This is a genomic window from Ochrobactrum chromiisoli (assembly GCF_026241335.1).
Lineage (GTDB): Bacteria > Pseudomonadota > Alphaproteobacteria > Rhizobiales > Rhizobiaceae > Brucella > Brucella chromiisoli.
Genome location: NZ_JAPHAV010000008.1, coordinates 114,566 through 136,295 on the forward strand (window position 1 = coordinate 114,566; position 21,730 = coordinate 136,295).

Consider the following 21,730-nt stretch of genomic DNA (forward strand, 5'->3'; position numbering starts at 1 on the left):
GCTCATCGACCATACACAAAAAGCGCGAGGCCGCAGGCGATCGCGATAACCATTGCAGTATAGGCAGTCAGGCGAAACGGAAGAATATCATCAAGACCAATGCGGATCATAATCACCCGCACCAAAATAGTGATCACTATCGCAATGAAAAGACAGAGCATCCAAGATGGGAAATATGCCCCTAACAAAGAAAATGACGGACCTGACACCGGTTATAGGTCTCCGCTAACTACGCTGCCCACGCCTCAGCGTTACAGATTCTTATTTCTATTTCATAGTTACGGTAAGCTCATAACGGCTGCAAGAAGCAAATCTCGACTTCGTTATTTTATGCTCTCAAAAAAGCACTTGATCGCGCCACAGCTAACCCTCGGAGCGATCGGTGCTTAAGCTCAGGACCGTCTCATACTAAAAGATAATAAACGGATCAAACGATTCAGTTCATCATACCTGCGTGAGAAAGTGTGCGGAAGTTGGAGGAGAACATTCGCGCACGTCAGCAAAAATGCTGTTGGGAGGACTCTTATGTCAGTTTCATCAAGTGCCAAGGTCGGCACGCAAAAAATGACGCGCGAAGAAAAGAAGGTGATTTTCGCTTCTTCGCTCGGCACAGTTTTTGAATGGTATGATTTTTATCTTTACGGAACACTGGCTGCTTTCATTGGTGCCGCGTTCTTCAATGAATATCCGGAAACAACCCGTAACATCTTCGTTTTGCTCGCCTTTGCAGCCGGTTTTCTTGTGCGTCCGTTCGGCGCGCTGGTTTTCGGACGCATCGGCGATCTGGTGGGACGTAAATATACGTTCCTTGTTACCATCGTCATCATGGGCGCTTCGACCTTTCTGGTCGGCATTCTGCCGGGATCGGCAACGATTGGCATTGTCGCGCCGGCGATCCTGATCATCCTGCGCATGTTGCAGGGCCTGGCGCTGGGCGGTGAATATGGTGGTGCTGCAACCTATGTTGCCGAACACGCACCCAATGGCCGCCGTGGCTTCTACACATCATGGATTCAGACAACGGCTACGTTGGGCTTGTTCCTTTCGCTTATGGTCATTCTGAGCATTCAGAATGTGATGACCACCGAATCCTTCGCAGCATGGGGCTGGCGTATTCCGTTCCTGGTTTCGATCGTTCTTTTGGGTATCTCCGTCTGGATCCGCTTGCAGATGAGCGAATCCCCCGCCTTCAAGAAAATGAAGGAAGAAGGCAAGACATCAAAAGCACCGCTGACAGAAGCTTTCGGACAGTGGAAGAATGCAAAAATTGCCCTGATTGCCCTTTTCGGTCTTACCGCAGGACAAGCTGTTGTCTGGTATAGCGGCCAGTTTTACGCTCTATTCTTCTTGCAGAACGTACTCAAAGTTGAAAACCAATCAGCAAATATCATGGTCGCAACGGCCCTGGTTATAGGCACTGGATTTTTCGTCGTGTTCGGCTGGTTGTCGGATAAGATTGGCCGTAAGCCAATCATCATGGCAGGACTGGCTTTGGCAGCCGTCACCTACTTCCCGCTATTCAAAGCGCTCACTCAGGCTGCCAATCCGGCGCTTGCACATGCGGAACAGACGATCAGTGCAACGGTAACGGCCGCGCCTGGCGACTGTAACTTCCAGTTCAACGCAACCGGAACGTCAAAATTCACCAGCTCTTGCGATATTGCAACAAGCTTCCTATCGCGCAGTGCTGTGCCTTATGATGTCGTGACTGGTCCTGCCGGACAGGTTGCAACCGTCAAAATCGGCGATTCAACCATAACATCTTTCGATGCCAATGCAGCCGGAGCGGATGCGAAAGCAAAGCAGGCAGCTCTGACCCACGACATCAATCTGGCGCTTCAGAAGGCTGGCTGGCCATTGGTACGCAACCCGGCAAAGGTTGCAGACTCGAAGCTTGATGCTTTCATTGCTGCAAATCCCGAGCTTGCTCTGGATGCAGGAGCGGTTCGCGCAGGTGAAAGCACAACAATGACCAATGCGGAATTGGTCAAGGCCAACATCGTCACTCAGATTGAAGCGGATGCAGCAGGTGAACCAAGCCAGGCGGTTTATACCATCCCGAATGCAGGTACATTCAAGATGGTTGCCGATCCGGCACAGATCAACTGGACAATGACAATCGCAATCCTGACCGTTCTCGTGATCTACGTCACGATGGTTTACGGACCGATCGCCGCTATCCTGGTCGAAATGTTCCCGACCCGCATTCGCTACACCGGTATGTCGCTGCCTTATCATATTGGTAACGGCTGGTTCGGTGGTCTTCTGCCAGCCACTGTCTTCGCGATGAGTGCAGCAAAGGGCGATATTTACTACGGTCTCTGGTATCCAATTATCATCGCAACGATCACGCTCGTCATCGGCATCCTCTTTGTGAAGGAAACCAAGGACGTTGACCTGAACAAAGTAGAGTAGGCGCGGCCTTCTCTACAAATGAAAACGCCGTCCCACCGGGCGGCGTTTTTTTTTTGGAGCATTTCCAGCAAAAGTGCGAAGCGGCTTTGCGTGGGATAATGCGTGAAAACAAACAGATAGAGCATTTTCAACCATTCAATCAAAATAGGAAATGCTCGCGCAGCGGTCTTAGCAGATTCACAATTTGGCTTGACCGAAGTCAACAAAAAAAGCCGCTGCGCGATCTTTGCGCAGCGGCTTTTTTTTGTAACCAGACAATCAGCAATTAAGCTGAAAGCGCCTTGAACTTCGCGAGAATTGCATCGCCCATTTCAACGGTGCCAATCTTTGTTGTGCCGTCCGACCAGATGTCGGCAGTGCGCAAGCCATCATCAAGAACGCCAGCAATTGCGGCTTCCAGACGGTCGGCTTCATCGATCAAATTGAACGAGTAGCGCAGGCACATGGCCAACGATGCGATCATTGCGATTGGATTTGCAACGCCCTGACCAGCAATATCAGGTGCCGAGCCATGTACCGGCTCATAAAGCGCTTTGCGCTTTCCGGTTTTGGCATCAGCCGCACCAAGCGAAGCCGATGGCAACATGCCCAGAGAACCGGTCAGCATCGCTGCGACGTCGGAAAGCATATCGCCAAACAGGTTGTCAGTAACGATGACATCAAACTGCTTTGGCCAACGAACAAGCTGCATACCGCCGGCATCAGCCAGCATATGCTCGAGTTCAACGTCGGCATGTTTTTCCTTGTGACGTGCGGTGACGACCTGATTCCACAAGACGCCCGATTTCATCACGTTGCGCTTTTCCATCGACGTAACCTTGTTACGGCGCGTGCGCGCAAGTTCAAAAGCCACATCGGCGATGCGCTCGATTTCGTAGGTGTCATAAACCTGCGTATCGATACCGCGCTTCTGTCCATTGCCCAGATCGATAATTTCCTTCGGCTCGCCGAAGTAAACGCCACCGGTCAGCTCACGCAGAATCAGAATATCGAGGCCTTCGATGACTTCCGGCTTCAACGACGATGAATGCGCAAGTGCTGGATAGCAGATTGCCGGGCGAAGATTGGCATAAAGAGCCAAATCCTTACGCAAACGCAGAAGACCTGCTTCCGGGCGGACTTCATATGGTACGCTATCCCACTTAGGACCGCCAACAGCACCAAAAAGTACGGCATCGGCAGCAAGCGCCTTTTCCATATCCGCATCGGAAATTGCCTGGCCATATGCATCATAGGCCGAACCACCAACCAAGCCCTCATCGGTTTCAAAACCGAGATTGAGACCTGAATTGAGGAAATCGATGATCTTGCGGACCTCAGCCATTGCTTCAGGACCGATACCATCGCCGGGCAGGAGAAGGAGTTTTCTGGATGCCATTATGCCAAGCCTCTGTTTTTTCTCAGATAACAACGGATAAAATTTAACGTCCGCTATCTCTTTTTAGAGAGTGTTTCAATCTGGTTTTATCAGATCAGCACGTCTCAACCATTTGTTTTTAAACTGCACCCTGACTGAAAACCGCTTCACACTTTTCAAGATGCACCTTAAAGTTCCGCGAGGGTTATAGAACCCCCTCGCCTGGCAATCAACAACGGCAGTGCGAAATTTATGAAAAAGAACTGAGGATATGTAGAAATTATATAACAGCTTTTGACATCATGGGGCGCCGACCAAAACCATCTATTCGAGAGCGCGCGCTTCCGATGGCAGCATGATCGGAATACCGCCACGAACCGGATAGGCTAGCTTGGCTTTCTCCGAAATAAGCTCGCTGTTTTCCGCATCATATTGAAGCACACCCTTGGTCAGCGGACATACAAGCAATTCAAGCAGCTTCACATCAAGATTGCCGGTATTTTCATTCTCAACCATTGGTCTTTCCTCAATATTCATTGCAGGCGTGAGCCATAATCATCCTTGATTTTGGCCAATACCATTTCTGTAATCGCGATCAGGGTTGCAGCACGCGTTTTCAAATCCGGCGCTTCCAGAAGCGCTTGTTTTTCGGCAGGTCCGAAAGGCGACATCATCGACAATGCATTAACCAAAGTATCATTGGCTGCACGCGAAATACTCTCCCAATCAGCCTCCAGATTATGCACTTCAAGATAATCCTTGAATGCACCCAAAAGCGCCTCACGATCAATCTCGCCCAGATCACGAGGGTCTTCCAGATCGGCCAGAAACGGCGCAATGCGGCATTGGCGATAGGGCTTGCGGCTATTCACTTCTTCCAGCACCCGAAATCGGCAAATACCCTGAAGCGTAATAAGCACGCGTCCATCACCGGTTTCGGAATAAGTGGTGATGCGTCCAAGGCATCCGACCTGACTTAACGGCGGACGAGCGGCTTCATCGAACTTATCGCGATCATCCTCCTCACTATCATCCGTGTCACTCTCGTCAATGTGCGGCTGGATCATTGCGATAATGCGTTTTCCGGCAAGCGCGTCTTCCACCATTTCCAGATAGCGCGGCTCGAAAATATTGAGCGGCAACTGTCCACCAGGCAAAAGAAGCGCACCCGTTAATGGAAACACGGGTACCAGATCCGGTATATCAGCGCCCGTCCGATAACGGGCATTGCCCACCTGCATTACACTCTCCCTCTGTTCATGGCATCCTGCTCAGGAAAACAGGAGCGATGAAAGCTTGCGGCGTGCGCCAAGCGTCGCCGGATCCATATTGCCCCAGGCTTCAAAAAACTGAAGAAGCTGCTTGCGCGCGCCATCCTCATTCCAGCTACGATCCGCTTTCATAATTGAAAGCAATTCATCGGCTGCCTCTTCCCGACGCCCCTGCGCATTACGCACCTGCGCCAGATCAAATCGCGCCTGATAATCCTTTGGATCGGCTTGCACCCGACGCTCAAGTTCGACCGGATCACCAATAAGCTTAACCTGATCAGCCAGTGCAAGACGCGCTTCGATTGCACGCACGGCCGCCACATCAAGCTTGTCTTGCGGAAGGCTTGCCAGTGTTTCGCGCGCCTTATTGGCATCACCCGATTCAAGCAAACATGTCGCAAGACCAACGACCGCATCCACATTATTGGGGGCCACCTGCAAGATCGATGAGAATATCTGCGCGGCTTGAACGAAATCGCCTGCTTGCACAAGCTCATTGGCTGCATTGACAGCTTCTGTGATTGCCGCTTCCTGATCGCTCGGACCACCGATCTTGGCGATAAATTCCTTGACCTTTGAATCCGGCAAGGCGCCCATAAAACCATCGACGGGCTGGCCGTTGACGAAAGCAATAACAGCAGGAATGGACTGAATACCGAGCTGGCCTGCGATTGACGGATGATCGTCAATATTCATTTTCACCAGCTTCACCGCGCCGCCTGCTGCACGAACGGCGTTTTCAAGAATTGGGGTCAATTGTTTGCACGGCCCGCACCAGGGCGCCCAGAAATCAACCAGAACCGGCTGATTGCGCGATTCTGCCACCACATCCACCTGAAACCCTGCAGTGGTTGTATCCTTGATAAGATCATTGCTACCGCCGGGTGTCGTTGTTGACCCAAACGACACATTGCCACTCATCTGTCCGCTTGCACTTGAATAAGGATTGTTCTGGCTCGTCATCGGATATTCCTTATATCTTCCCGCTCACATATAGGGCAGCAGCATGTCGGTTTCGATACGTCAATGCATATTGTCTATCGCTATTTTCAAGCCGCGCCCCCGCTGTAAACAGTTTATACCGAAGATGCGGCCTTGGCATCCTCTGAAACAGCAAGAATACGCAGCTCATGTCCGGTTGCGGCAAGAAAGCGGATCAGATCATCGCGCTTAATGGAGGTTGTCGCCTCATTGGTCAAAGGATGACCATTGATGATGTCATTTTCCATCAGGCTTGCGTCGAGGATGATCTGAACTTTGTGCCCAGTATCATTCACCGCACCAAACACTGTCACACCGCCCGGAACAACGCCCAGATATTCCATCAGCTTCTCCGGTTTGCCAAACGATACACGACCGGCAGCCCCGATAACCTGATGGATCGATTTAAGGTCGACCACGGCATTTTCATCTACCGTTACCAGAAAGAAATTGTCCTTCTTGTCTTTAAGAAAGAGGTTCTTGGTGTGACCGCCTGCGATTTCACCACGCAGGCTCTGAGAATCGGCAACCGTGAACAAGGGCGGATGCTGCACGGTCTTAACCTCAATATCGAGGTTCCTCAGATAATCATGAAGTTGATGCGATGTCAGAGGCATGCTGATCCCTATTTCAAAAATGAGCAGACAGTTTCGACGTGCTTTATGTAAGGTTTCTATACTCTTAGTGCAAAACCAAGGCCGAGCGAAAGCCGAAGATTCGCGGATCGTCGCAAATGAATCGCCACACGCAGACATTATCAACCCGCAGAAGTGGAAACCACCAGGTGATAGATGCAAAAGTTGCACTTGCCACCTGTCCCTCGCGCACTCCAAAAGCTACTTTAAACGAAATTATATCTTTTAATTCAATACCTTGAATAAAACCCGGCTAAATAATTCAACGAAAGAGCATTTTCATCGAATTTCCCTGTTGCAATCTCAAATGTGTTGGTCCATATAGCGCTTGCCTAACGGAAATGACTTCTCTCTCAGAGAAGACTGGCGCGAGCGGGTGTAGCTCAGGGGTAGAGCACAACCTTGCCAAGGTTGGGGTCGAGGGTTCGAATCCCTTCGCCCGCTCCAGTTTTTCTGTATGTTCTTATTTGATATTACTGAAGTCCGTCCCATTCTCAGTTTAGCTTCTTTTGCATTAGAAGTAACAATCGAAAAAGTTTCTCTCGATATTTCATACCTATCGCTGAAGTCGCTGACCAGAGACATGACGAAAGAACCTCATTTGTTCGAAACCTGTGCGACCCAAGCCGCGTCGCGGGGCCATAAACTCTGGCCTACCATCAGTTTTTTCGAACACCAAGTAGGCTAACCTTGTTTACAAATTCAAACGGGCTGAGGTAACCCAGTGTCGAATGATGAGAAGAAGCTTTCCATCGCGGCATCGCCCCAGGCATTGCCGGACCGGCTCATCGAACAGGTGAACCGCGATCAGCCTGCGGCACCGGAACTGCTCGCTCGCGTATTGGCTACCCTGGTCCGAATGATCGCGTAGCGCGTCTTGCACCGTGGCGTGTGGAATTGTGTACGAAGGGCATGAATATCATCCAAATTCAGAAAAAGCCTTAACACTACAAACCAATTCTATGGGTTTGCAGAAACCAAGAAGCCATTGCTGCCCGCCCTGTTTCTATCATTGCGGCAGCGACACCGCTCCCGCCTCAAAGCGCGAGCGGTGCGAGATCCACGTTCACTGCTTCACCACTTTCAGCCGCCGAGCGGATCGCATCAAGCACGATGAGGTTGGCGGTTGCATCACGCACATTGACCAGCGGTGCGCCACCCGAGCGGACCAGTTCTGCAAAGTGAAGCAGCTGGGCCTGATAAGGATCAGTCGTCTCAACGGGGAGCGCCGTGCCAGAGAGCGGTCGCGTCCAGTCCGGTTCGCCCTCCGCCCCCCACAGGGTCAGATCCGGCAGAGAAAGCCCGGCGCGGCTACCCGCATAATGATGGGCACTGACAGGGTGGACGGGGAACCGTGCTGGATTTTCACCGGATGTCAGGTCCCACGCCCATGGGCCCACAGCAGCGTCGGAAATACACAGCGTCGCCAGCCCGCCAGAGGCGAATCGAAGGGCTACGGCTGCTGTATCCTCTACTGAAAAACCACGCACTTTGTGGCTGGTGATTGCTTTCACGCTTGCCACCTCACCAAAGAAATAACGCAAAAGGTCGACCTCATGCACGAGATTGATCAAAAGCGGTCCGCCTGCACCAGGTGCACGCCGCCATGCTGCATCGAAGTAGGAGGCAGGCTTGGCCAGTGTGCAGGTGACGCTTGCCATGACCAGTTGGCCGATCCGCCCCGCATGAATAGCCGCATGCGCGGCCTGCACAATCGGATTATGACGACGGTGATGCCCAACCAGAAGCGGCACGCCCGTTTCTTCAACAACAGCAATCAGGCTCTGGGCAGAAGACAGGCTTTCAGCAACAGGTTTTTCCAGAAGGACCGGAATGCCAGCGCGCAGCAGCACTTCGGAAACCGGAAGATGAGTCTCATTGGGCGTGGCGACAATCGCGGCCTGCACAAGCCCGGATGCGATCAGCGCATCGGCATCCGGGAGGCATGGCACGCCGAGCGATTCAGCTAACGCCCTGCCAGAGGGCGCCGGGTCAACGAGCGCTGCCAGCCGCATCCCCTCCATTCTTCCAAGCGTATCGATATGTGTGCGCCCAATGGCACCGGCGCCGATAACGGCCACAGCAATTGCATCTTTCATACAGGCCTCCTCCCCGATTCTTTTAACGAGAACAAACAAAGCAGAAGTTAAAATGGAATTGAAGTTTAATATTGAATACGGTTCAATTTTTTGCAATGATCCAAATTATCAGAAGAACAAACGGCCATCTTGGGAGGGACGCCGCATGCCAGCGAGACCAGAGGGTTGCACTGTCAAAACCATCATTGATGAGAAGGGCAACGCAGCATGAAGCGCATACTCGTAACCGGGGGAACCGGTTTCGTGGGTGCGCGCACTGTTGCAGCCCTTCATGCGGCAGGTCATGCGGTGCGTGTGCTGGATCTTGCGCCCCGCCCCGCCCGTTTTCCCGCAGGACTGCCGGTCGAAGTGCTTGCAGGCGATATTACAAATGCCGGAATGGTCGCAAATGCTGCGCGTGATTGCGATGGAATCGTCCATCTCGCTGGCCTTATGACAGTAGACTGCGCCCGTGATCCCATTATTGGCGCGCAGGTCAATCTGATCGGTAGTCTCAACGTTTTCGAAGCGGCAAGATCAAACTGCATTCCAGTTGCCTATCTTTCCACGGCCGGTGTCTTTGGGCCCGATGATGCTATGCATCCGCGGCCAATGACGACCTACGGCGCCACGAAACTGGCTGTTGAAGGCGCGGCCCGCGCCTTCTTTCTGGATCATGGCGTACCGAGCCTCGGGCTGCGTCCCTACATCGTTTACGGCCCCGGTATCAGCTCGGGCATTGCTGCCGGTCCGTCAATCGCGCTTGCCGCTGCGGTGCGGCGCGAGCCCGCACTTATTCGCTTTTCCGGTCGCGTCGGCTTCGTTCATGTCGATGATGTCGCCCGTCTTCTTACCGCGGCGATGACGACCGCGCCGGATGGAGCCATGACGTTGACCATGGCAGGCGACACTGCTGACATAGCCGATTTCGTCGCCGAGCTTCAGACGCAATCCGGCTGGAACGGCATTACCGTCGAAGGTCCGCCATTGCGCATCCCCGCAGCGCTGGTGAGTGATCCGGTGCCCACCTTTCTCGGCCCCCAACCGGTAACGGGCATCCAGAGCGGAATCGCCAATTCGCTGGCCGAACTGCAAATGCGGATGGCAGAGGAATCGTCCAATGTTTAGTCCCCATCGTCCATTTCCCACCCCCTGTCTCCATGGTCTTGTCAAACGTCAAGCATGCGGGCAACTGCGGGTGGACCTGACCAGGAGAGGGGTGCAGGTCTGACAATCAAATCGCATTCTCGGGAGGAGTTCGAGACACTGCGTTCCGGGCAAAGGTCGATGGATCGGCGAACGGATTTTAGAGAAACGATCATGCATGGAGGAAGATCATGATCAAGAAACTGCTTTCCACCGCTGCCGTGCTGCTGGCGCTCGGCACTGTCCCGGCACTGTCAGATATCAAGGTCGGTTCCATCGTCGAGCTGTCAGGGCCAGGCGCTGCTGCCGGAACAAATTTCCGCGATGGCGTGAAAATGGGCTTCGAAGAGATCAATGCACAGGGCGGCATTCTCAACGAACCAGTCAAGATCATCGAGTATGACAGCCAGACTGATCCGCAGGTTTCACGCGCCATGGTTCAAAAAGCGATCGACGATGAAGTCTATGCGATCATGGGCACAGTTTTCTCATCCTCCACCGTTGTGAACATGATCGTTGCCAAGCAATATGGCATTCCACAGTTCACCGGTTCTGAGGCCCCTTCCATCACCGCCAAGGGCAACCCCTATATCTTCCGCACCGCTTTCGGCTCGCAAAAAGGCGTGCCGAAGATGGTGAAATACATGGTTGAGAACATGGGCGTGAAGAAGGTCGGCATTGCTTGGGCCAATACCGAATTCGGCAAGGGTGGCCATCAGGCCTTCATCGACGAAGCGGCGAAGGCTGGTCTTGAAATTGTCGTGGATGTTCCTTCAGAACAGGCGCAGGCAGATTTCTCCGCCGATGTGTTAAAGCTGAAGAATTCCGGTGCCGATGCCTTCTTCATCTACTACACCGAAGAGGAAAGCGCCCGTTTCCTGCGCGAGGCGCGCAAGCAAGGCATCGAAAAGCCCCTGATCGGAGAAACCACGCTCATCGGCCATAAGGTAATTGAGCTTGCTGGCGATGCCGCAAACGGTGCGATGGGCCATGTCGGCCTGACGCCGGACGCTGATGTACCAGCCCTCAAAGACATGGTCGAGCGCTTCAAGATCAAGTTCAAGTATACGCCCGATCACAACGCTATCAAAGGCTACATCGCTGCCTGGACGCTGAAATACGTCACCGAAATGGTCGGCAAGCCGGACAGCAAGGCCGTCGCCGAAAAACTGCACGGCCTGACCCTCAAAGCCTCGGACTATCCGGGCGTTCTGATGGATGTGAGTTGGGACGACACCGGCGAAATGTCACGCGAGAGCTTCTTTGTGAAGGTCGAGAACGGCAAACAGGTCGTCGACGCCATCCTGCCGCCGAACTGATCGCAGCCGATCAACATATCCGCCGGCAGCACAACGTGTTGTCGGCTTCATCACCCCATTCGCAAAGCCGACCACCAGCCCGTGAGGACATATCATGGCCGAGCTTCTTCAAATCCTTGTCTCCGGCCTTGCCGCCGGTTCTATCTATGCGCTGGCCGCTGTCGGCTTCACGTTGCTCTGGCAGGCGTCACAGACGATCAACTTTGCACAGGGCGAATTCGTCATGCTCCCGGCCTTCTTCGTGCTTGTCGGCATGAATATTCTCGGGCTGTCACTCTGGCCGTCCGTCGCGCTTGCGCTGGCACTTTCGCTTCTCATTCTCGGCGTTGCCTTCAAGCGACTAATTGTTGAACCCATGCTGCCACACGGCACGCTTCCCTTGGTCATCGCAACCATAGCGCTCGGCCTGCTGATGAAGGAAAGCGTCAAGGAATTCTACGGCGCGACCGCCCAACCCTTCCCGGCCGTGTTTCCGCAAACCGTCTACCATATCGCTGGCGCCAGCGTCTCCATTCAGGATATCGGCAACCTCATCGTCTCCATGCTCGCCATCGGCGGCCTTCAGCTTTTCCTCAGCCGCACCCGCACGGGGCGCTGCATGCAAGCGAGCGCCCAGAACCCGGCGGTTGCCGAAATTCTCGGCGTCAACGTCAAGCGCATGGTGCTTTACACCTTTCTGATTAACGCCGCACTAGCAACCATTGCCTCTGTCCTGATCTCGCCGATCTATCTCGCCAAGTTCTCAAACGGTGAAACACTCGGCCTTGTCGCCTTCATTGCGGCCATTGTCGGCGGCTTCAACCAGATCCGCGGCGCCCTCGTCGGCGGCCTGCTGATCGGCATCATCGACAATTTCTCGGCAGTCTACATCTCTGCCCAGTACCGTTCCGCAATGCCGCTCATTCTTCTCATTGCCATCATTCTGCTGCGCCCGCAGGGCCTGCTCGGCACCCCGGAAGGGAGAACCGTATGACCCGTTATAAACCCCTCCTTCTCGCCCTCGGCATCGCGGCGCTGATTGCCGCCCCCATCGGCCAGGGCAATTACATTATCTATACCCTCTGTTCCTGGCTGCTGTTTTCCATCGCCGCCATGGGGCTGAACCTGACCCTCGGCTATGCCGGACAAGTCAGTCTCGCGCAGGCAGGCTTCATGGGCATCGGCGCCTATATCACCGCACTTATGACGCTGGCCGGCATCCACTGGGGCTTCGCCGTCATCATCGCCATTTCCGCAAGTTTTGTCGTTGGCCTGCTGCTTGGCTATCCGGCCCTTCGCGTGCAGCACCACTTTCTCGCTTTCGTGACGCTCGCCTTCAACACGCTGCTCTTTCTTGTACTGCGCAATGAAGAGGAAATCACCGGCGGCTCCTTCGGCCTTTCCGGCATGGAACGCCCGGTTTTCTTCGGCTTCGAAACCAACAGCAACATGGCCTTCTATTACTTCTCGCTGGTCTGTTTCCTCGTGGCTGCCGGTGCCATGTGGTGGATCCTGCGCTCGCCCTGGGGGCGTGCTTTCAAAGCGTTGCGTGAAAACCCGATCCGTGCCGAAAGCCTTGGTCTGAAGGTGCGTCGCCAGACCCTGCTCGCTTTCGCCATTGGCTCGGCCTTCGGCGGCCTCGCCGGTGCGCTGCAAGCACCGCTTGTGCAGTTTATCGAACCCTCCAGCTTCGCACTTATCCACTCGCTCAAGCTTTTGCTGATGGTCGTCGTCGGCGGCTCCGGCTTCTTCTTCGGACCCATGCTCGGCGCTGCCGTCGTCATTCTCCTGCCGGAAGTGCTGCGGTTTACCGAAGGCTACTACCTCATCATCTATTCCGCCCTCGTCATTCTGCTCATGATCTATTCACCCACCGGCCTCATCGGCCTCGGGCGCAAGCTCATCGACAAGTTCAAGCCGAAGCACGAGGCGCGTCGCGACCTGAAGCAGGGGGTTCAACTGTGAACATCCATACCCAGAACACCGAAGCGCCGATTCTTTCGGTTCACAACATCTCGAAGCATTTCGGCGGTATCCGTGCAGTAAATGGCGTCAGTTTCGACGTCCAGCGCGGCGAAATCCTCGGCCTGATCGGGCCGAACGGCTCCGGCAAATCGACGCTCTTCAACTGCATTCTCGGCCAACTACGGCCAACGGAGGGTCATTGCAAGGTCAACGGCCACTCTACAGACGGCGTGCGCCCGGCTGACCTCTCGCTGATGGGCATCGGCCGCACCTTCCAGCAGCTTTCGGTTTTCCCGAATATGACGGTGCTCGACAATGTTATTCTGGCCGGGCAAGAGCATGAAGGTTCGATGCTTTCGCGCCTTTTCGGCAAACCCGATGCAGGCCTGACCGAAAAGGCCGACCAGCTCATCGAATTCTTCCGCCTCACACCTTACCGTGACACGGCCGCCGGCTCGCTTTCTTACGGGCAGCAGAAGCTGGTGGATGCAGCCATGGCCTTTATGGCCGGTCCCGGCATCGTTCTGCTCGATGAGCCGGCGGGCGGGGTTAACCTCACCATGCTCGGTCATCTCAAAGAACGGCTCATCACCTATAACCGCGATCATGGCACGACCTTCGTCGTCATTGAGCACAACATGGAATTCGTCATGTCTTTGTGCACGCGCATCATCGTGCTGGCACAGGGCGAGATCATTGCCGAGGGGACGCCGGATGAAATCCGGTCGAACCAGATGGTCATCGACGCTTATCTGGGGGGCTGACATGCTGGAACTTAAAAAGCTCAATGGCGGCTATGGCCGCATCACCATCCTCAACGGCACGTCGTTCACCATTCCCAAGGCCTCAATCACCACGGTGATCGGGCCGAACGGCGCCGGAAAATCGACGGTGTTCAAAGCCATCTTCGGCCTTCTCAACATCAATTCCGGGCAGATCCTGCTTAATGGCGAAGACGTCACCCGCAAGAGCCCGGCGGAAATGATTGCCCGTGGCGTGACCTATGTGCCGCAGGGCCGCAATGTCGTGCCACAACTTTCCGTACTGCATAATCTGGAACTCGGCGGTATTACTTCGCGAGATCAGACACGGGTTCGCCAGCGCATGGAAGAGGTCATGGACCAGTTCCCCATGCTCCGCCAGCGCAAGGACCAGAAGGCGATCGAGCTTTCGGGGGGGCAGCAGAAACAGCTGGAAATCGCTCGTGCGCTGCTGCTCGACCCTAAGATGATCCTGATCGATGAGCCGTCCATCGGCCTGTCGCCCAATCTGGTGCAGGAAGTGTTCCAGACCCTCATCCGTTTGCGCGACCAGGGCGTCACGATCCTCATGGTCGAGCAGAATGCCAAGGCCGCTCTGGCCATGTCAGATTACGGCCTGGTGCTGGAACTTGGCCAGACCCGCATGTTCGACAGGGCTGACAAACTTCTCAAGGACCCGCGCGTCGGCCAGCTTTTCCTCGGCGGCCATATCGAGGACGCTGCCTGAACGCCTCCTCCCAAGGGCGCAGCAGAAAGGCCCGGTGCGAACCTCGCGCCGGGCCTTTCCAGTTTTGAATACGATCCTCAGCCCGCAGCCGCGTCACCAAGATCGGCAATGGCCACCCAAAACCCGACAGCAACCAGCGCGTGACGGCGCTTACGCATAGCCCGGCCTCGGCACCATGCCCATCAGAGACTGCGAAAGGCCACCATCGACCACGAGGTCCTGCCCCGTCACATAAGAAGCGCGCGGCGAGGCCAGAAACAACGCCACATCGGCCATATCTTCCGGCATTGCGATATGTCGCATCGGCACCATGGCTTCGCGTGCTGCCTTGACCTTCTCATCCTTGTAGAAAGGTTCGGAAAGCGGCGTGCGCACCAGACCCGGGCTTAGCGAATTTGAACGAATACCCTTCGGACCCCATTCAAACGCCAGCTGCCGCGAGAGCATCAGGATCGCCGCCTTGGAGGCGGAATAAGCACCGCTGGCGGGTTGCGGCTGCGTGCCTGCAATACTGGCCACATGCACCAGCGCACCGCCGCCGCGCGCAATCATGCCGCGTCCGAAGGACTGTGCCGCTGCGAGATATCCGGTCAGATTCACCGCCAGCATGGCAGACCAGTCGGCTTCCGAAACGCTTTCCAGCGGGCCGGGCCGCAGAATGCCTGCATTATTGACCAAGATGTCGGCACCGCCTTCGGCCTCAACCTTTGCCGCGGCGGCGGCCACATCGTCCGGCCGCGAAAGATCACAGGCAAGCGCCAGCGCACCCCCACCGAGGCTTTCTGCCAGCGGCGCTGTGCGTTGCGTGTCGCGGTCAAGCAGCACGACGCGAGTGCCCTGCCCGGCAAAAGCGCGCGCCAGCGCCTGCCCAATACCACCGCCCGCGCCGGTCACGACCACCGTTTTACCGTTGAGTCCAAGCCAACTCATAGCGATACCTCCCACCTTTCTTCAGCCGACGCATAGCCGACACCCCGAAAATCACGAATCGTGTATGTAATGGTGTTGCCTGCGAGCGTCTTGCCGACGGCAATTTTCACGGGAAAGCCGTGTTTCATTCCATGCCTCCAGTCACGAATTATCAACAGGCAACCTATGCGCCTACCAAGAGCAGACCAATGGACGTGCCGGTGCATTTGTTGCACAATTCAACTGGGATATATTCGGGAGGAAGCAAATGGCGCTTGAGGCGACAAGCCATATTCCACATTACTATCTTTATGGCGATCAGAGCACGGACGTCGAACTCGATTTCCTGCATATGGAACCTATTCGCGACCGCAGCGGCCCGAATGACTGGCGCATCCGTCCGCATTCGCATCCTGATCACATGCAAATTCTGTTGGTAAAGACCGGCGGCGGGACGATCCGCATGGAAGACCGGATTCTGCCAATTCCGGCACCGGGTATTCTCGTCATTCCGGCCGGCATCGTGCATCAAATCGACTTTTCCCCCGGCACAGATGGCTTCGCCGTCACCGCAGCACTTGGCTGCCTCAAGTCCGCGTCCGGTGCTGATCCGCGCTTGTCAGGGGTGGCAGAGCGCCCCGCCGTCTATCCGTTGGAAGGCACCGGCGTCAACATTCCGGCAGTCTTTGATACATTTGATTGGCTGCACCGGGAATTCATCTGGTCCGCCCCCGGTCGACGCACCACCATCATGGCGCAATACATGCGCATTCTCGTCGTGGTCTTGCGTCTTTTCGTGACTCATAACGATCCGGGCATTGCAACGCCGGATCGGGATTATGCTCTGCTGGTGCGCTACCGCGCCCTTCTTGAAACCCACTTCAAAAGCCAGCGTTCGCTCGCCGTCTATGCCGGCGATCTGGCTGTCACTCCGGCACGCCTGAACGCGGCCTGCAAAGCCCGCACCGGCAAGACAGCATCCGATATGCTTTATGAGCGGATCGTCATTGAATCAAAACGCTACCTTGCCTATACGGAAAGTAGCGTTTCGCAGGTAGCGCATCTGCTGGGGTTCGAAGACCCGGCCTATTTCAACCGCTTCTTCACCCAGCGGGTTGGCCTGTCACCGGGTGCATATCGCAGGCAGGCCATGCTGAAAGAAGCCTGACACGCCCTTCTTTGTACACGCAATATTGACCCCGACATAAGAAAATCAGATGTCAGAAATCTGCGTCAAACCCACTTCATAGACTGATCTATGACCGGAAGCGGCTTAAGGACAAACTGCCGTCAAAACGGCAGTCCGACATAATTCTCGGCCAATTCCTTGCGCGCGGTTTCCGATTCTGCCAGATGGGCGAGCGTTGCGTGCCGCATCTGCCCGGCGAAACTATCTTCCCCTTCAAAGCGGTGCAGCATGGTCGTCATCTGCCAGGAGAAGCGCATGGCTTTCCAGATCCGCCGCAATGCGCGCTCGGAATAAGCATCAATTCCACCTTCCCTGCCATGCTTCAGCGCATCAATGAGCGCCTGGTGCAAGTAGAACACATCTGAAACCGCAAGGTTGAGCCCCTTCGCGCCCGTCGGCGGCACGATATGTGCCGCGTCACCCACCAGAAAAAGCCTACCCCAGCGCAGCGGTTCCGAAACGAAACTGCGCAGCGGCGCAATGGACTTTTCAATTGAGGGCCCAGTTACCAGCCGCTCGGCAGCGCTTGAAGGAATACGCCGGCGAAACTCGTCCCAGAACCGATCATCTGACCAGTCCTCGACCTTGTCCGCCAATGGCACCTGGACGTAATAGCGCACGAGGTTGGCATTCCGCATCGAAGCCAAAGCGAAGCCATGTGGCGAATTCGCATAGATCAGTTCATCATTCACCGGACGCGTCTGCGACAGGATTCCCAGCCAGCCGAAGGGGTAGACACGTTCGAATTCGCGTCGCTTCTCCTCCGGAATCGTTTTACGGCTGACGCCGTGAAAACCGTCGCATCCTGCTACATAGGCACAAGTCAGTGCTTTGCGTTCGCCATTCACCGTATACTCGACCTTCGCCTGCGCCCCGTCGAGATCGAGAATGCGCACATCCTCAACGCCGTGAATGACAGTGGTGCCCATCGCATCCTGCGCCTGATACAAATCCTGCGTAACCTCCGTCTGGCCGTAGACCATGACGCGCTTGCCGGTGAGTGCCTTGAAATCGATGTGAACCATCAGGTCCGGATCGGTGATGTAGGTCCCGTCATGCGGAAAACCCTCCGCATCCATCCGTGTGCCAACGCCCGCCTCCCGCAGAAGTTCAACCGAGCCCCATTCGAGAATACCGGCACGAATGCGCGATAACACATGATCGCGCGTGCTGCGCTCCAGAACAATCGTCGCGATGCCCGCACGGTTGAGCAATTGCGACAACAGCAGACCGGAGGGTCCTCCACCAATAATGACAACTTGAGTATCCATAACAATTTCCCGAATTGTTCTCCCTGGCGTTTTTGTACCGGGCATGACGACATTCGCGAATGGACAGAGCGGGTATAAAATGGTACTATTCGTGCATGGCGTTGCAATCGCAAATACCTGTCTTCAATCTCTTTGGCGAAACGTCATCCTTTCCCGATGTTGCCCATTGCGAACGGATCTGGGACCGCGCGCGTCTGCATGACTGGCGGATCGCTCCACACCGCCACCAAAAGATGACACAAATCTTTTTTGTCGAGCATGGCGCAGCACAAATTGGTGTCGACGGCGTCTCGGTGCATCTTGGCGATGGCGATTTCCAGTTCATTCCAGCGCAATCCGTTCATGAACTTGACATTGCGCGCGGGAGCGAAGGACTGGTGCTGTCCTTCCCGATCGCTCTTTTTGCGGGCCTGCACAATGCAGCGCTGGAACGCAGTCTGGCGCGACCGTTTGTAGCCCAAGCCGATGCACGTTTACGCGGCATTCTGAAAGAAATTGCCGTAACCTTTGCCGGCAAAGCTCCATTCCGGGATGCGATCCTTATGGCGCTGGCGCAGGCGGCTCTGGCGGTGACAGCGGATATCGCAACCCTCAGTGCTGAAGCAACGGAGCCGCTGCAACAGCGGCGAATGCTGGAATTCGACCGTCTGCTGGCAGACCATCTTTCATCCGGCTGGGGCGCGGCGGAGTTTGCCTCTGCCATGTCGATCACACCGGGGCATCTCAGCCGAATCTGTCGCATGGCGACGGGCGATAGCGCGACGCGCCACATCGAGACCGCACGCATGGCCGAAGCTGGCCGACTTCTGGCCTTCACCCGGCTTTCCGTTGCCGAAATCGGCTATCGTCTCGGCTTTGCTGACCCGCCCTATTTTTCGCGCCGTTTTCGCGCGGCAACGGGTGAAACCCCATCTCAATACCGCAAGCGCTATCTCGGCTAAAACATTCCCAGCAAAAGGGCGCAGCGATTTGCGTGGGAGAGTGCTTAAAAACAAACACATAGAGCAAGCGTATCGGGTACGATTAAACGCGGCACGCTCTACCCGCCTTGCGGCATTTTTCGATGGTATTGGCTAGCATCGTCAATTATGCCAAGGCAAAGTGGCAAGGAACGTGCTGCATCGGCAACCACCTGTCGACGGCAGACATGCATCCAAGCGGGTTGATTGCGCCTCAGGAGGGTTTATGGACGAAAACAGTTTCGATCTGCAGCGCTGCATTGGCGCACTGAGCACCAGCTTTTCCAGCCGCCTCGGCGCCGGCGCATCCCAGGAGTATCACCGCCGTTTCGGCATCGGCGTCGTGGAATGGCGGGTTCTTTGCCATCTTGCCGTCGAACCCTGGTCGAACGTCATTGCCATGGCAAATTCCATCGGGCTGGACAAGAGTTCCGTCAGCCGCGCCCTTTCCGCCATGCAGGAAAAGGGACTGGTCAGCGCCCGCGACGGCGCACGGCGCAAGCGTGAAATGGCCCTGACCAACGCGGGATGGGCGCTCCATCAAAAAGTGCTTCCCATTGCCCGCGCCCGTGAAGCTGCCGTGCTGCAGGGCTTCACGGCGGAGGAGTTCGAAACCCTCCTCGGCTATTTCCACCGGTTAATCGCCAACCTGCCGAATGTCGAGGAAGACGCGCAGAGCCGGGCCGCTCAGGACAGCGACGCGAGCGAAGCCGCCTTGAGCAGACGGTCTTCCTGAGCCACCACGAGGTGCGCAGATGCCTTCAGGTAGGCAGGAAAGTCGGGATGGCTGTCACGGGCAGCCCATCGGGCCTCCATATCGCTCATGTCACGATAGGCCCACAGATGAACCACCTGATTGAGCGACCCGACGGCACTGGTGTAGAAGCCGATCGGCGCGCCCAGTGTTTCGATTAAAACCGGCATAGCAAGCCGGTCGAAGACCTCGAGAAACTCGCCCATCTTGCGTGGCGCAATCGTATAGTAACGCAGATTGACGAGCGGACGGTCGGCGGGGGCAGTAAACATTCTGGCTTCCTTATTCTGCCGCGAGCGTGCGGCCGCGTTCATGGATCTTACCGGCAATCGAAAGCGCCGCGACATAACCGAATGTCATTGCCGGGCCGATGGTGATGCCTGCCCCCGGGTAAGCGCCGCCCATAATCGAGGCCGCGTCATTGCCGGCAGCCCACAAGCCCGCAATCGGCTGGCTGTGCTCGTCCAGCACCCGCGATTGCGTGTCGGTTACCAGTCCCGGGAATGTGCCAAGGTCACCCATCACGATGCGCAGCGCATAGAACGGGCCCTGCTCGACGGGGGCGACATTCGGGTTCGGCTTGTTGTTGGCATCACCGAGATAGCGGTTGAAACCGGAGGTGCCGCGACCAAACTGGCGGTCTTCCCCGTTGCGGGCGCCGTCGTTATAGTGCTTCACCTCATCGGCGAACGCACGCGCATCGACGCCAATCCGCCCCGCGAGTTCCTCAAGCGTCTTGCCGCTCTTCAGATAGCCGGAGCGAAGATGTGGGCCAAGCGGCATCGGATAGGGCTTCACATAGCCGATGCCATATTTACGGATCGTCCGGTGATCGGCAATCAGCCAGGCTTCGGTCTTGCCCTTGCCCCGACACGCCTCAATCATGGCCGCGCCAACATCGTGATAAGAAAGGCTCTCATTGACGAAGCGCCGCCCCGATGCCGTCACCATGATAAAACCCGGCTTGTAGCGATCGACAAGATGCGGAAACGCGATCTCGCCACCGGGGAACGGTACTTTGGAAACCGGCATCCAGGCCGCCGCATTCGGCAGCCCTTCGGAAATATGGCCGCCGGCCTTTTCACCAAGCGCGATGCCATCGCCGGTATTGCCTTCGGGAACCGGCGTGAAATGCTCGCCCCCTTCTTTCAGATGCGGGTAAAGCGCGGAAATACGCTTGCCGTCACGGGCAAATCCACCAGCGGCCAGAATGACGCCCTTCGTTGCCTGAACATCCCGGCGTGTGCCGTCAAGGGTGACAACAACACCGGTAACGCGGCCGTCCTTCTTCACCAGTTCGCCCACCGGCGCATCGGTCACGATCTCGATTCCAAGGTCAAGCGCCGATTTCGACAGGGCCGCAGCCAGCGCATTGCCGGAGGTCAGCTGCACGCCACGCCCATGGCGCAGCAGATGCCACATATGCACGGCCAGACGCTTGGCCACATACATGGCCGAAACAGGCGACTTGGTAAAATTGAAGAAGTGCTTCAGGTCATTGTTCGAGGAGTTAAACATCATGCCCATGAAGGTAATGGTCTTCAGTGGCTGGCGCAGGCGGCGAAACTCCTTGCCAAGACGACGACCGTCATAGGCTGCTGCTGTAACCGACCGGCCGATCTCCACGCCGCCCGCCTGCTCCGGGTGATAATCCGGATAAAGCGTGCGAACGAAACGCGCCTCGGTTTCCTTTTCCATAAAGCGCAGCATTTCCGGACCGAAATCCAGATAGGCATCAATGAAGTCAGCGTCGTATTTGTTGCCAGCCTCGCCACGCATATAGGTGTGCACGGCGGCCCGGTCTTCCTTGATGCCTTCCGCCTCATAATGCGGATTGCCGGGTATCCAGATCACACCGCCAGAGAAGGCGGTCGTGCCACCGAAGACCGGCGCTTTTTCCAGCACAACAACGGAAAGACCCGATTTCTTGGCGGTGATCGCGGCGGTCAGGCCGGCGGCACCGGAACCGATGACGACAACGTCATAGCTATTGGCAAGGGACATTTGAGTATCC

Annotated in this window: 22 protein-coding genes, 1 tRNA gene and 1 pseudogene; 11 read left to right on the forward strand and 13 right to left on the reverse strand. The window is 55.8% G+C overall.

Annotated features, from left to right (window positions below; translation table 11 throughout):
* Positions 1–2 precede the first annotated feature (2 nt).
* Positions 3–209, reverse strand: a complete 207-nt coding sequence (locus OPR82_RS15440; RefSeq protein WP_265985822.1) for a YtcA family lipoprotein — start codon at positions 207–209, stop codon at positions 3–5.
* A 316-nt stretch (positions 210–525) separates the two neighbouring features.
* On the opposite strand from OPR82_RS15440, the gene OPR82_RS15445 reads away from it, so the two are divergent.
* A complete protein-coding gene (locus tag OPR82_RS15445) occupies positions 526–2,415 on the forward strand; it encodes an MFS transporter (protein WP_265985823.1) in 1,890 nt (629 codons plus the stop codon).
* Between the two features lie 265 nt (positions 2,416–2,680).
* Here OPR82_RS15445 and leuB read toward each other — a convergent pair whose 3' ends face one another.
* The 5 genes from leuB to OPR82_RS15470 all read right to left on the reverse strand — a co-directional run bounded on the left by leuB (position 2,681) and on the right by OPR82_RS15470 (position 6,641).
* Positions 2,681–3,793, reverse strand: coding sequence for a 3-isopropylmalate dehydrogenase (gene leuB / locus OPR82_RS15450; RefSeq protein ID WP_265985824.1), 1,113 nt, complete (start codon positions 3,791–3,793; stop codon positions 2,681–2,683).
* Positions 3,794–4,096: 303 nt separating this feature from the next.
* Positions 4,097–4,288: a Trm112 family protein gene (locus tag OPR82_RS15455; RefSeq protein ID WP_265985825.1), complete on the reverse strand. Its 192-nt coding sequence runs from the start codon at positions 4,286–4,288 to the stop codon at positions 4,097–4,099.
* A 17-nt stretch (positions 4,289–4,305) separates the two neighbouring features.
* Positions 4,306–5,013 carry an LON peptidase substrate-binding domain-containing protein gene (locus tag OPR82_RS15460; RefSeq protein ID WP_265985826.1) on the reverse strand — a complete coding sequence of 236 codons (708 nt, stop codon included), beginning with the start codon at positions 5,011–5,013 and terminating at the stop codon, positions 4,306–4,308.
* A 30-nt stretch (positions 5,014–5,043) separates the two neighbouring features.
* Positions 5,044–6,006 (reverse strand): thioredoxin, encoded by a 963-nt coding sequence (gene trxA, locus OPR82_RS15465; RefSeq protein WP_265985827.1) that lies wholly within the window; start codon positions 6,004–6,006, stop codon positions 5,044–5,046.
* Positions 6,007–6,119: 113 nt separating this feature from the next.
* On the reverse strand, positions 6,120–6,641 hold the full coding sequence (locus OPR82_RS15470; protein ID WP_265985828.1) for a prolyl-tRNA synthetase associated domain-containing protein: 522 nt from the start codon (positions 6,639–6,641) through the stop codon (positions 6,120–6,122).
* A 390-nt stretch (positions 6,642–7,031) separates the two neighbouring features.
* Between OPR82_RS15470 and OPR82_RS15475 the strand changes: the two genes are divergently transcribed.
* Positions 7,032–7,106, forward strand: a tRNA-Gly gene (locus OPR82_RS15475).
* A 276-nt stretch (positions 7,107–7,382) separates the two neighbouring features.
* Here OPR82_RS15475 and OPR82_RS15480 read toward each other — a convergent pair.
* Both OPR82_RS15480 and OPR82_RS15485 read right to left on the reverse strand, forming a co-directional pair.
* Positions 7,383–7,536: pseudogene (locus tag OPR82_RS15480) on the reverse strand (IS3 family transposase); the annotation flags it as partial.
* A gap of 160 nt (positions 7,537–7,696) precedes the next feature.
* Complete coding sequence (locus OPR82_RS15485; protein ID WP_265985829.1) at positions 7,697–8,758, reverse strand: Gfo/Idh/MocA family protein; 1,062 nt, start codon at positions 8,756–8,758, stop codon at positions 7,697–7,699.
* Positions 8,759–8,965: 207 nt separating this feature from the next.
* Here OPR82_RS15485 and OPR82_RS15490 point away from each other — a divergent pair, with 207 nt between their 5' ends.
* The 6 genes from OPR82_RS15490 to OPR82_RS15515 all read left to right on the forward strand — a co-directional run bounded on the left by OPR82_RS15490 (position 8,966) and on the right by OPR82_RS15515 (position 14,634).
* Positions 8,966–9,865 carry an NAD-dependent epimerase/dehydratase family protein gene (locus tag OPR82_RS15490; protein ID WP_265985830.1) on the forward strand — a complete coding sequence of 300 codons (900 nt, stop codon included), beginning with the start codon at positions 8,966–8,968 and terminating at the stop codon, positions 9,863–9,865.
* A gap of 209 nt (positions 9,866–10,074) precedes the next feature.
* Positions 10,075–11,202, forward strand: coding sequence for an ABC transporter substrate-binding protein (locus tag OPR82_RS15495; RefSeq protein WP_265985831.1), 1,128 nt, complete (start codon positions 10,075–10,077; stop codon positions 11,200–11,202).
* 94 nt (positions 11,203–11,296) lie between these two features.
* Positions 11,297–12,175 carry a branched-chain amino acid ABC transporter permease gene (locus OPR82_RS15500; RefSeq protein ID WP_265985832.1) on the forward strand — a complete coding sequence of 293 codons (879 nt, stop codon included), beginning with the start codon at positions 11,297–11,299 and terminating at the stop codon, positions 12,173–12,175.
* Positions 12,172–13,146 (forward strand): branched-chain amino acid ABC transporter permease, encoded by a 975-nt coding sequence (locus OPR82_RS15505; RefSeq protein ID WP_265985833.1) that lies wholly within the window; start codon positions 12,172–12,174, stop codon positions 13,144–13,146. The genes OPR82_RS15500 and OPR82_RS15505 overlap by 4 nt, the downstream gene beginning before the upstream one ends.
* Positions 13,143–13,910, forward strand: a complete 768-nt coding sequence (locus OPR82_RS15510) for an ABC transporter ATP-binding protein (RefSeq protein ID WP_265985834.1) — start codon at positions 13,143–13,145, stop codon at positions 13,908–13,910. Before OPR82_RS15505 ends, OPR82_RS15510 begins: the two co-directional genes overlap by 4 nt.
* Before the next feature lies 1 nt (position 13,911).
* Positions 13,912–14,634 (forward strand): ABC transporter ATP-binding protein, encoded by a 723-nt coding sequence (locus tag OPR82_RS15515; protein ID WP_265985856.1) that lies wholly within the window; start codon positions 13,912–13,914, stop codon positions 14,632–14,634.
* Between the two features lie 150 nt (positions 14,635–14,784).
* Here the strand turns inward: OPR82_RS15515 and OPR82_RS15520 are convergent, their stop codons facing one another.
* Positions 14,785–15,564: an SDR family NAD(P)-dependent oxidoreductase gene (locus OPR82_RS15520; RefSeq protein WP_265985835.1), complete on the reverse strand. Its 780-nt coding sequence runs from the start codon at positions 15,562–15,564 to the stop codon at positions 14,785–14,787.
* The gene (locus OPR82_RS15525; RefSeq protein WP_265985836.1) at positions 15,561–15,692 is read right to left on the reverse strand and encodes a hypothetical protein; all 132 of its coding nucleotides are present in this window, start codon (positions 15,690–15,692) and stop codon (positions 15,561–15,563) included. Before OPR82_RS15525 ends, OPR82_RS15520 begins: the two co-directional genes overlap by 4 nt.
* Positions 15,693–15,811: 119 nt before the next feature.
* On the opposite strand from OPR82_RS15525, the gene OPR82_RS15530 reads away from it, so the two are divergent.
* The gene (locus tag OPR82_RS15530; RefSeq protein ID WP_265985837.1) at positions 15,812–16,711 is read left to right on the forward strand and encodes a helix-turn-helix domain-containing protein; all 900 of its coding nucleotides are present in this window, start codon (positions 15,812–15,814) and stop codon (positions 16,709–16,711) included.
* Positions 16,712–16,833: 122 nt separating this feature from the next.
* Here OPR82_RS15530 and pobA read toward each other — a convergent pair whose 3' ends face one another.
* A complete protein-coding gene (pobA, locus tag OPR82_RS15535) occupies positions 16,834–18,003 on the reverse strand; it encodes a 4-hydroxybenzoate 3-monooxygenase (RefSeq protein ID WP_265985838.1) in 1,170 nt (389 codons plus the stop codon).
* A 95-nt stretch (positions 18,004–18,098) separates the two neighbouring features.
* On the opposite strand from pobA, the gene OPR82_RS15540 reads away from it, so the two are divergent.
* On the forward strand, positions 18,099–18,944 hold the full coding sequence (locus OPR82_RS15540) for a helix-turn-helix domain-containing protein (protein WP_265985839.1): 846 nt from the start codon (positions 18,099–18,101) through the stop codon (positions 18,942–18,944).
* Positions 18,945–19,188: 244 nt separating this feature from the next.
* Positions 19,189–19,698: a MarR family winged helix-turn-helix transcriptional regulator gene (locus tag OPR82_RS15545; RefSeq protein ID WP_265985840.1), complete on the forward strand. Its 510-nt coding sequence runs from the start codon at positions 19,189–19,191 to the stop codon at positions 19,696–19,698.
* Here OPR82_RS15545 and OPR82_RS15550 read toward each other — a convergent pair.
* The gene (locus tag OPR82_RS15550) at positions 19,650–19,988 is read right to left on the reverse strand and encodes an NIPSNAP family protein (protein WP_265985841.1); all 339 of its coding nucleotides are present in this window, start codon (positions 19,986–19,988) and stop codon (positions 19,650–19,652) included. The two genes, OPR82_RS15545 and OPR82_RS15550, sit on opposite strands and share 49 nt — an antisense overlap.
* Positions 19,989–19,998: 10 nt before the next feature.
* Positions 19,999–21,720 (reverse strand): FAD-dependent oxidoreductase, encoded by a 1,722-nt coding sequence (locus OPR82_RS15555; protein WP_265985842.1) that lies wholly within the window; start codon positions 21,718–21,720, stop codon positions 19,999–20,001.
* Positions 21,721–21,730 lie beyond the last annotated feature (10 nt).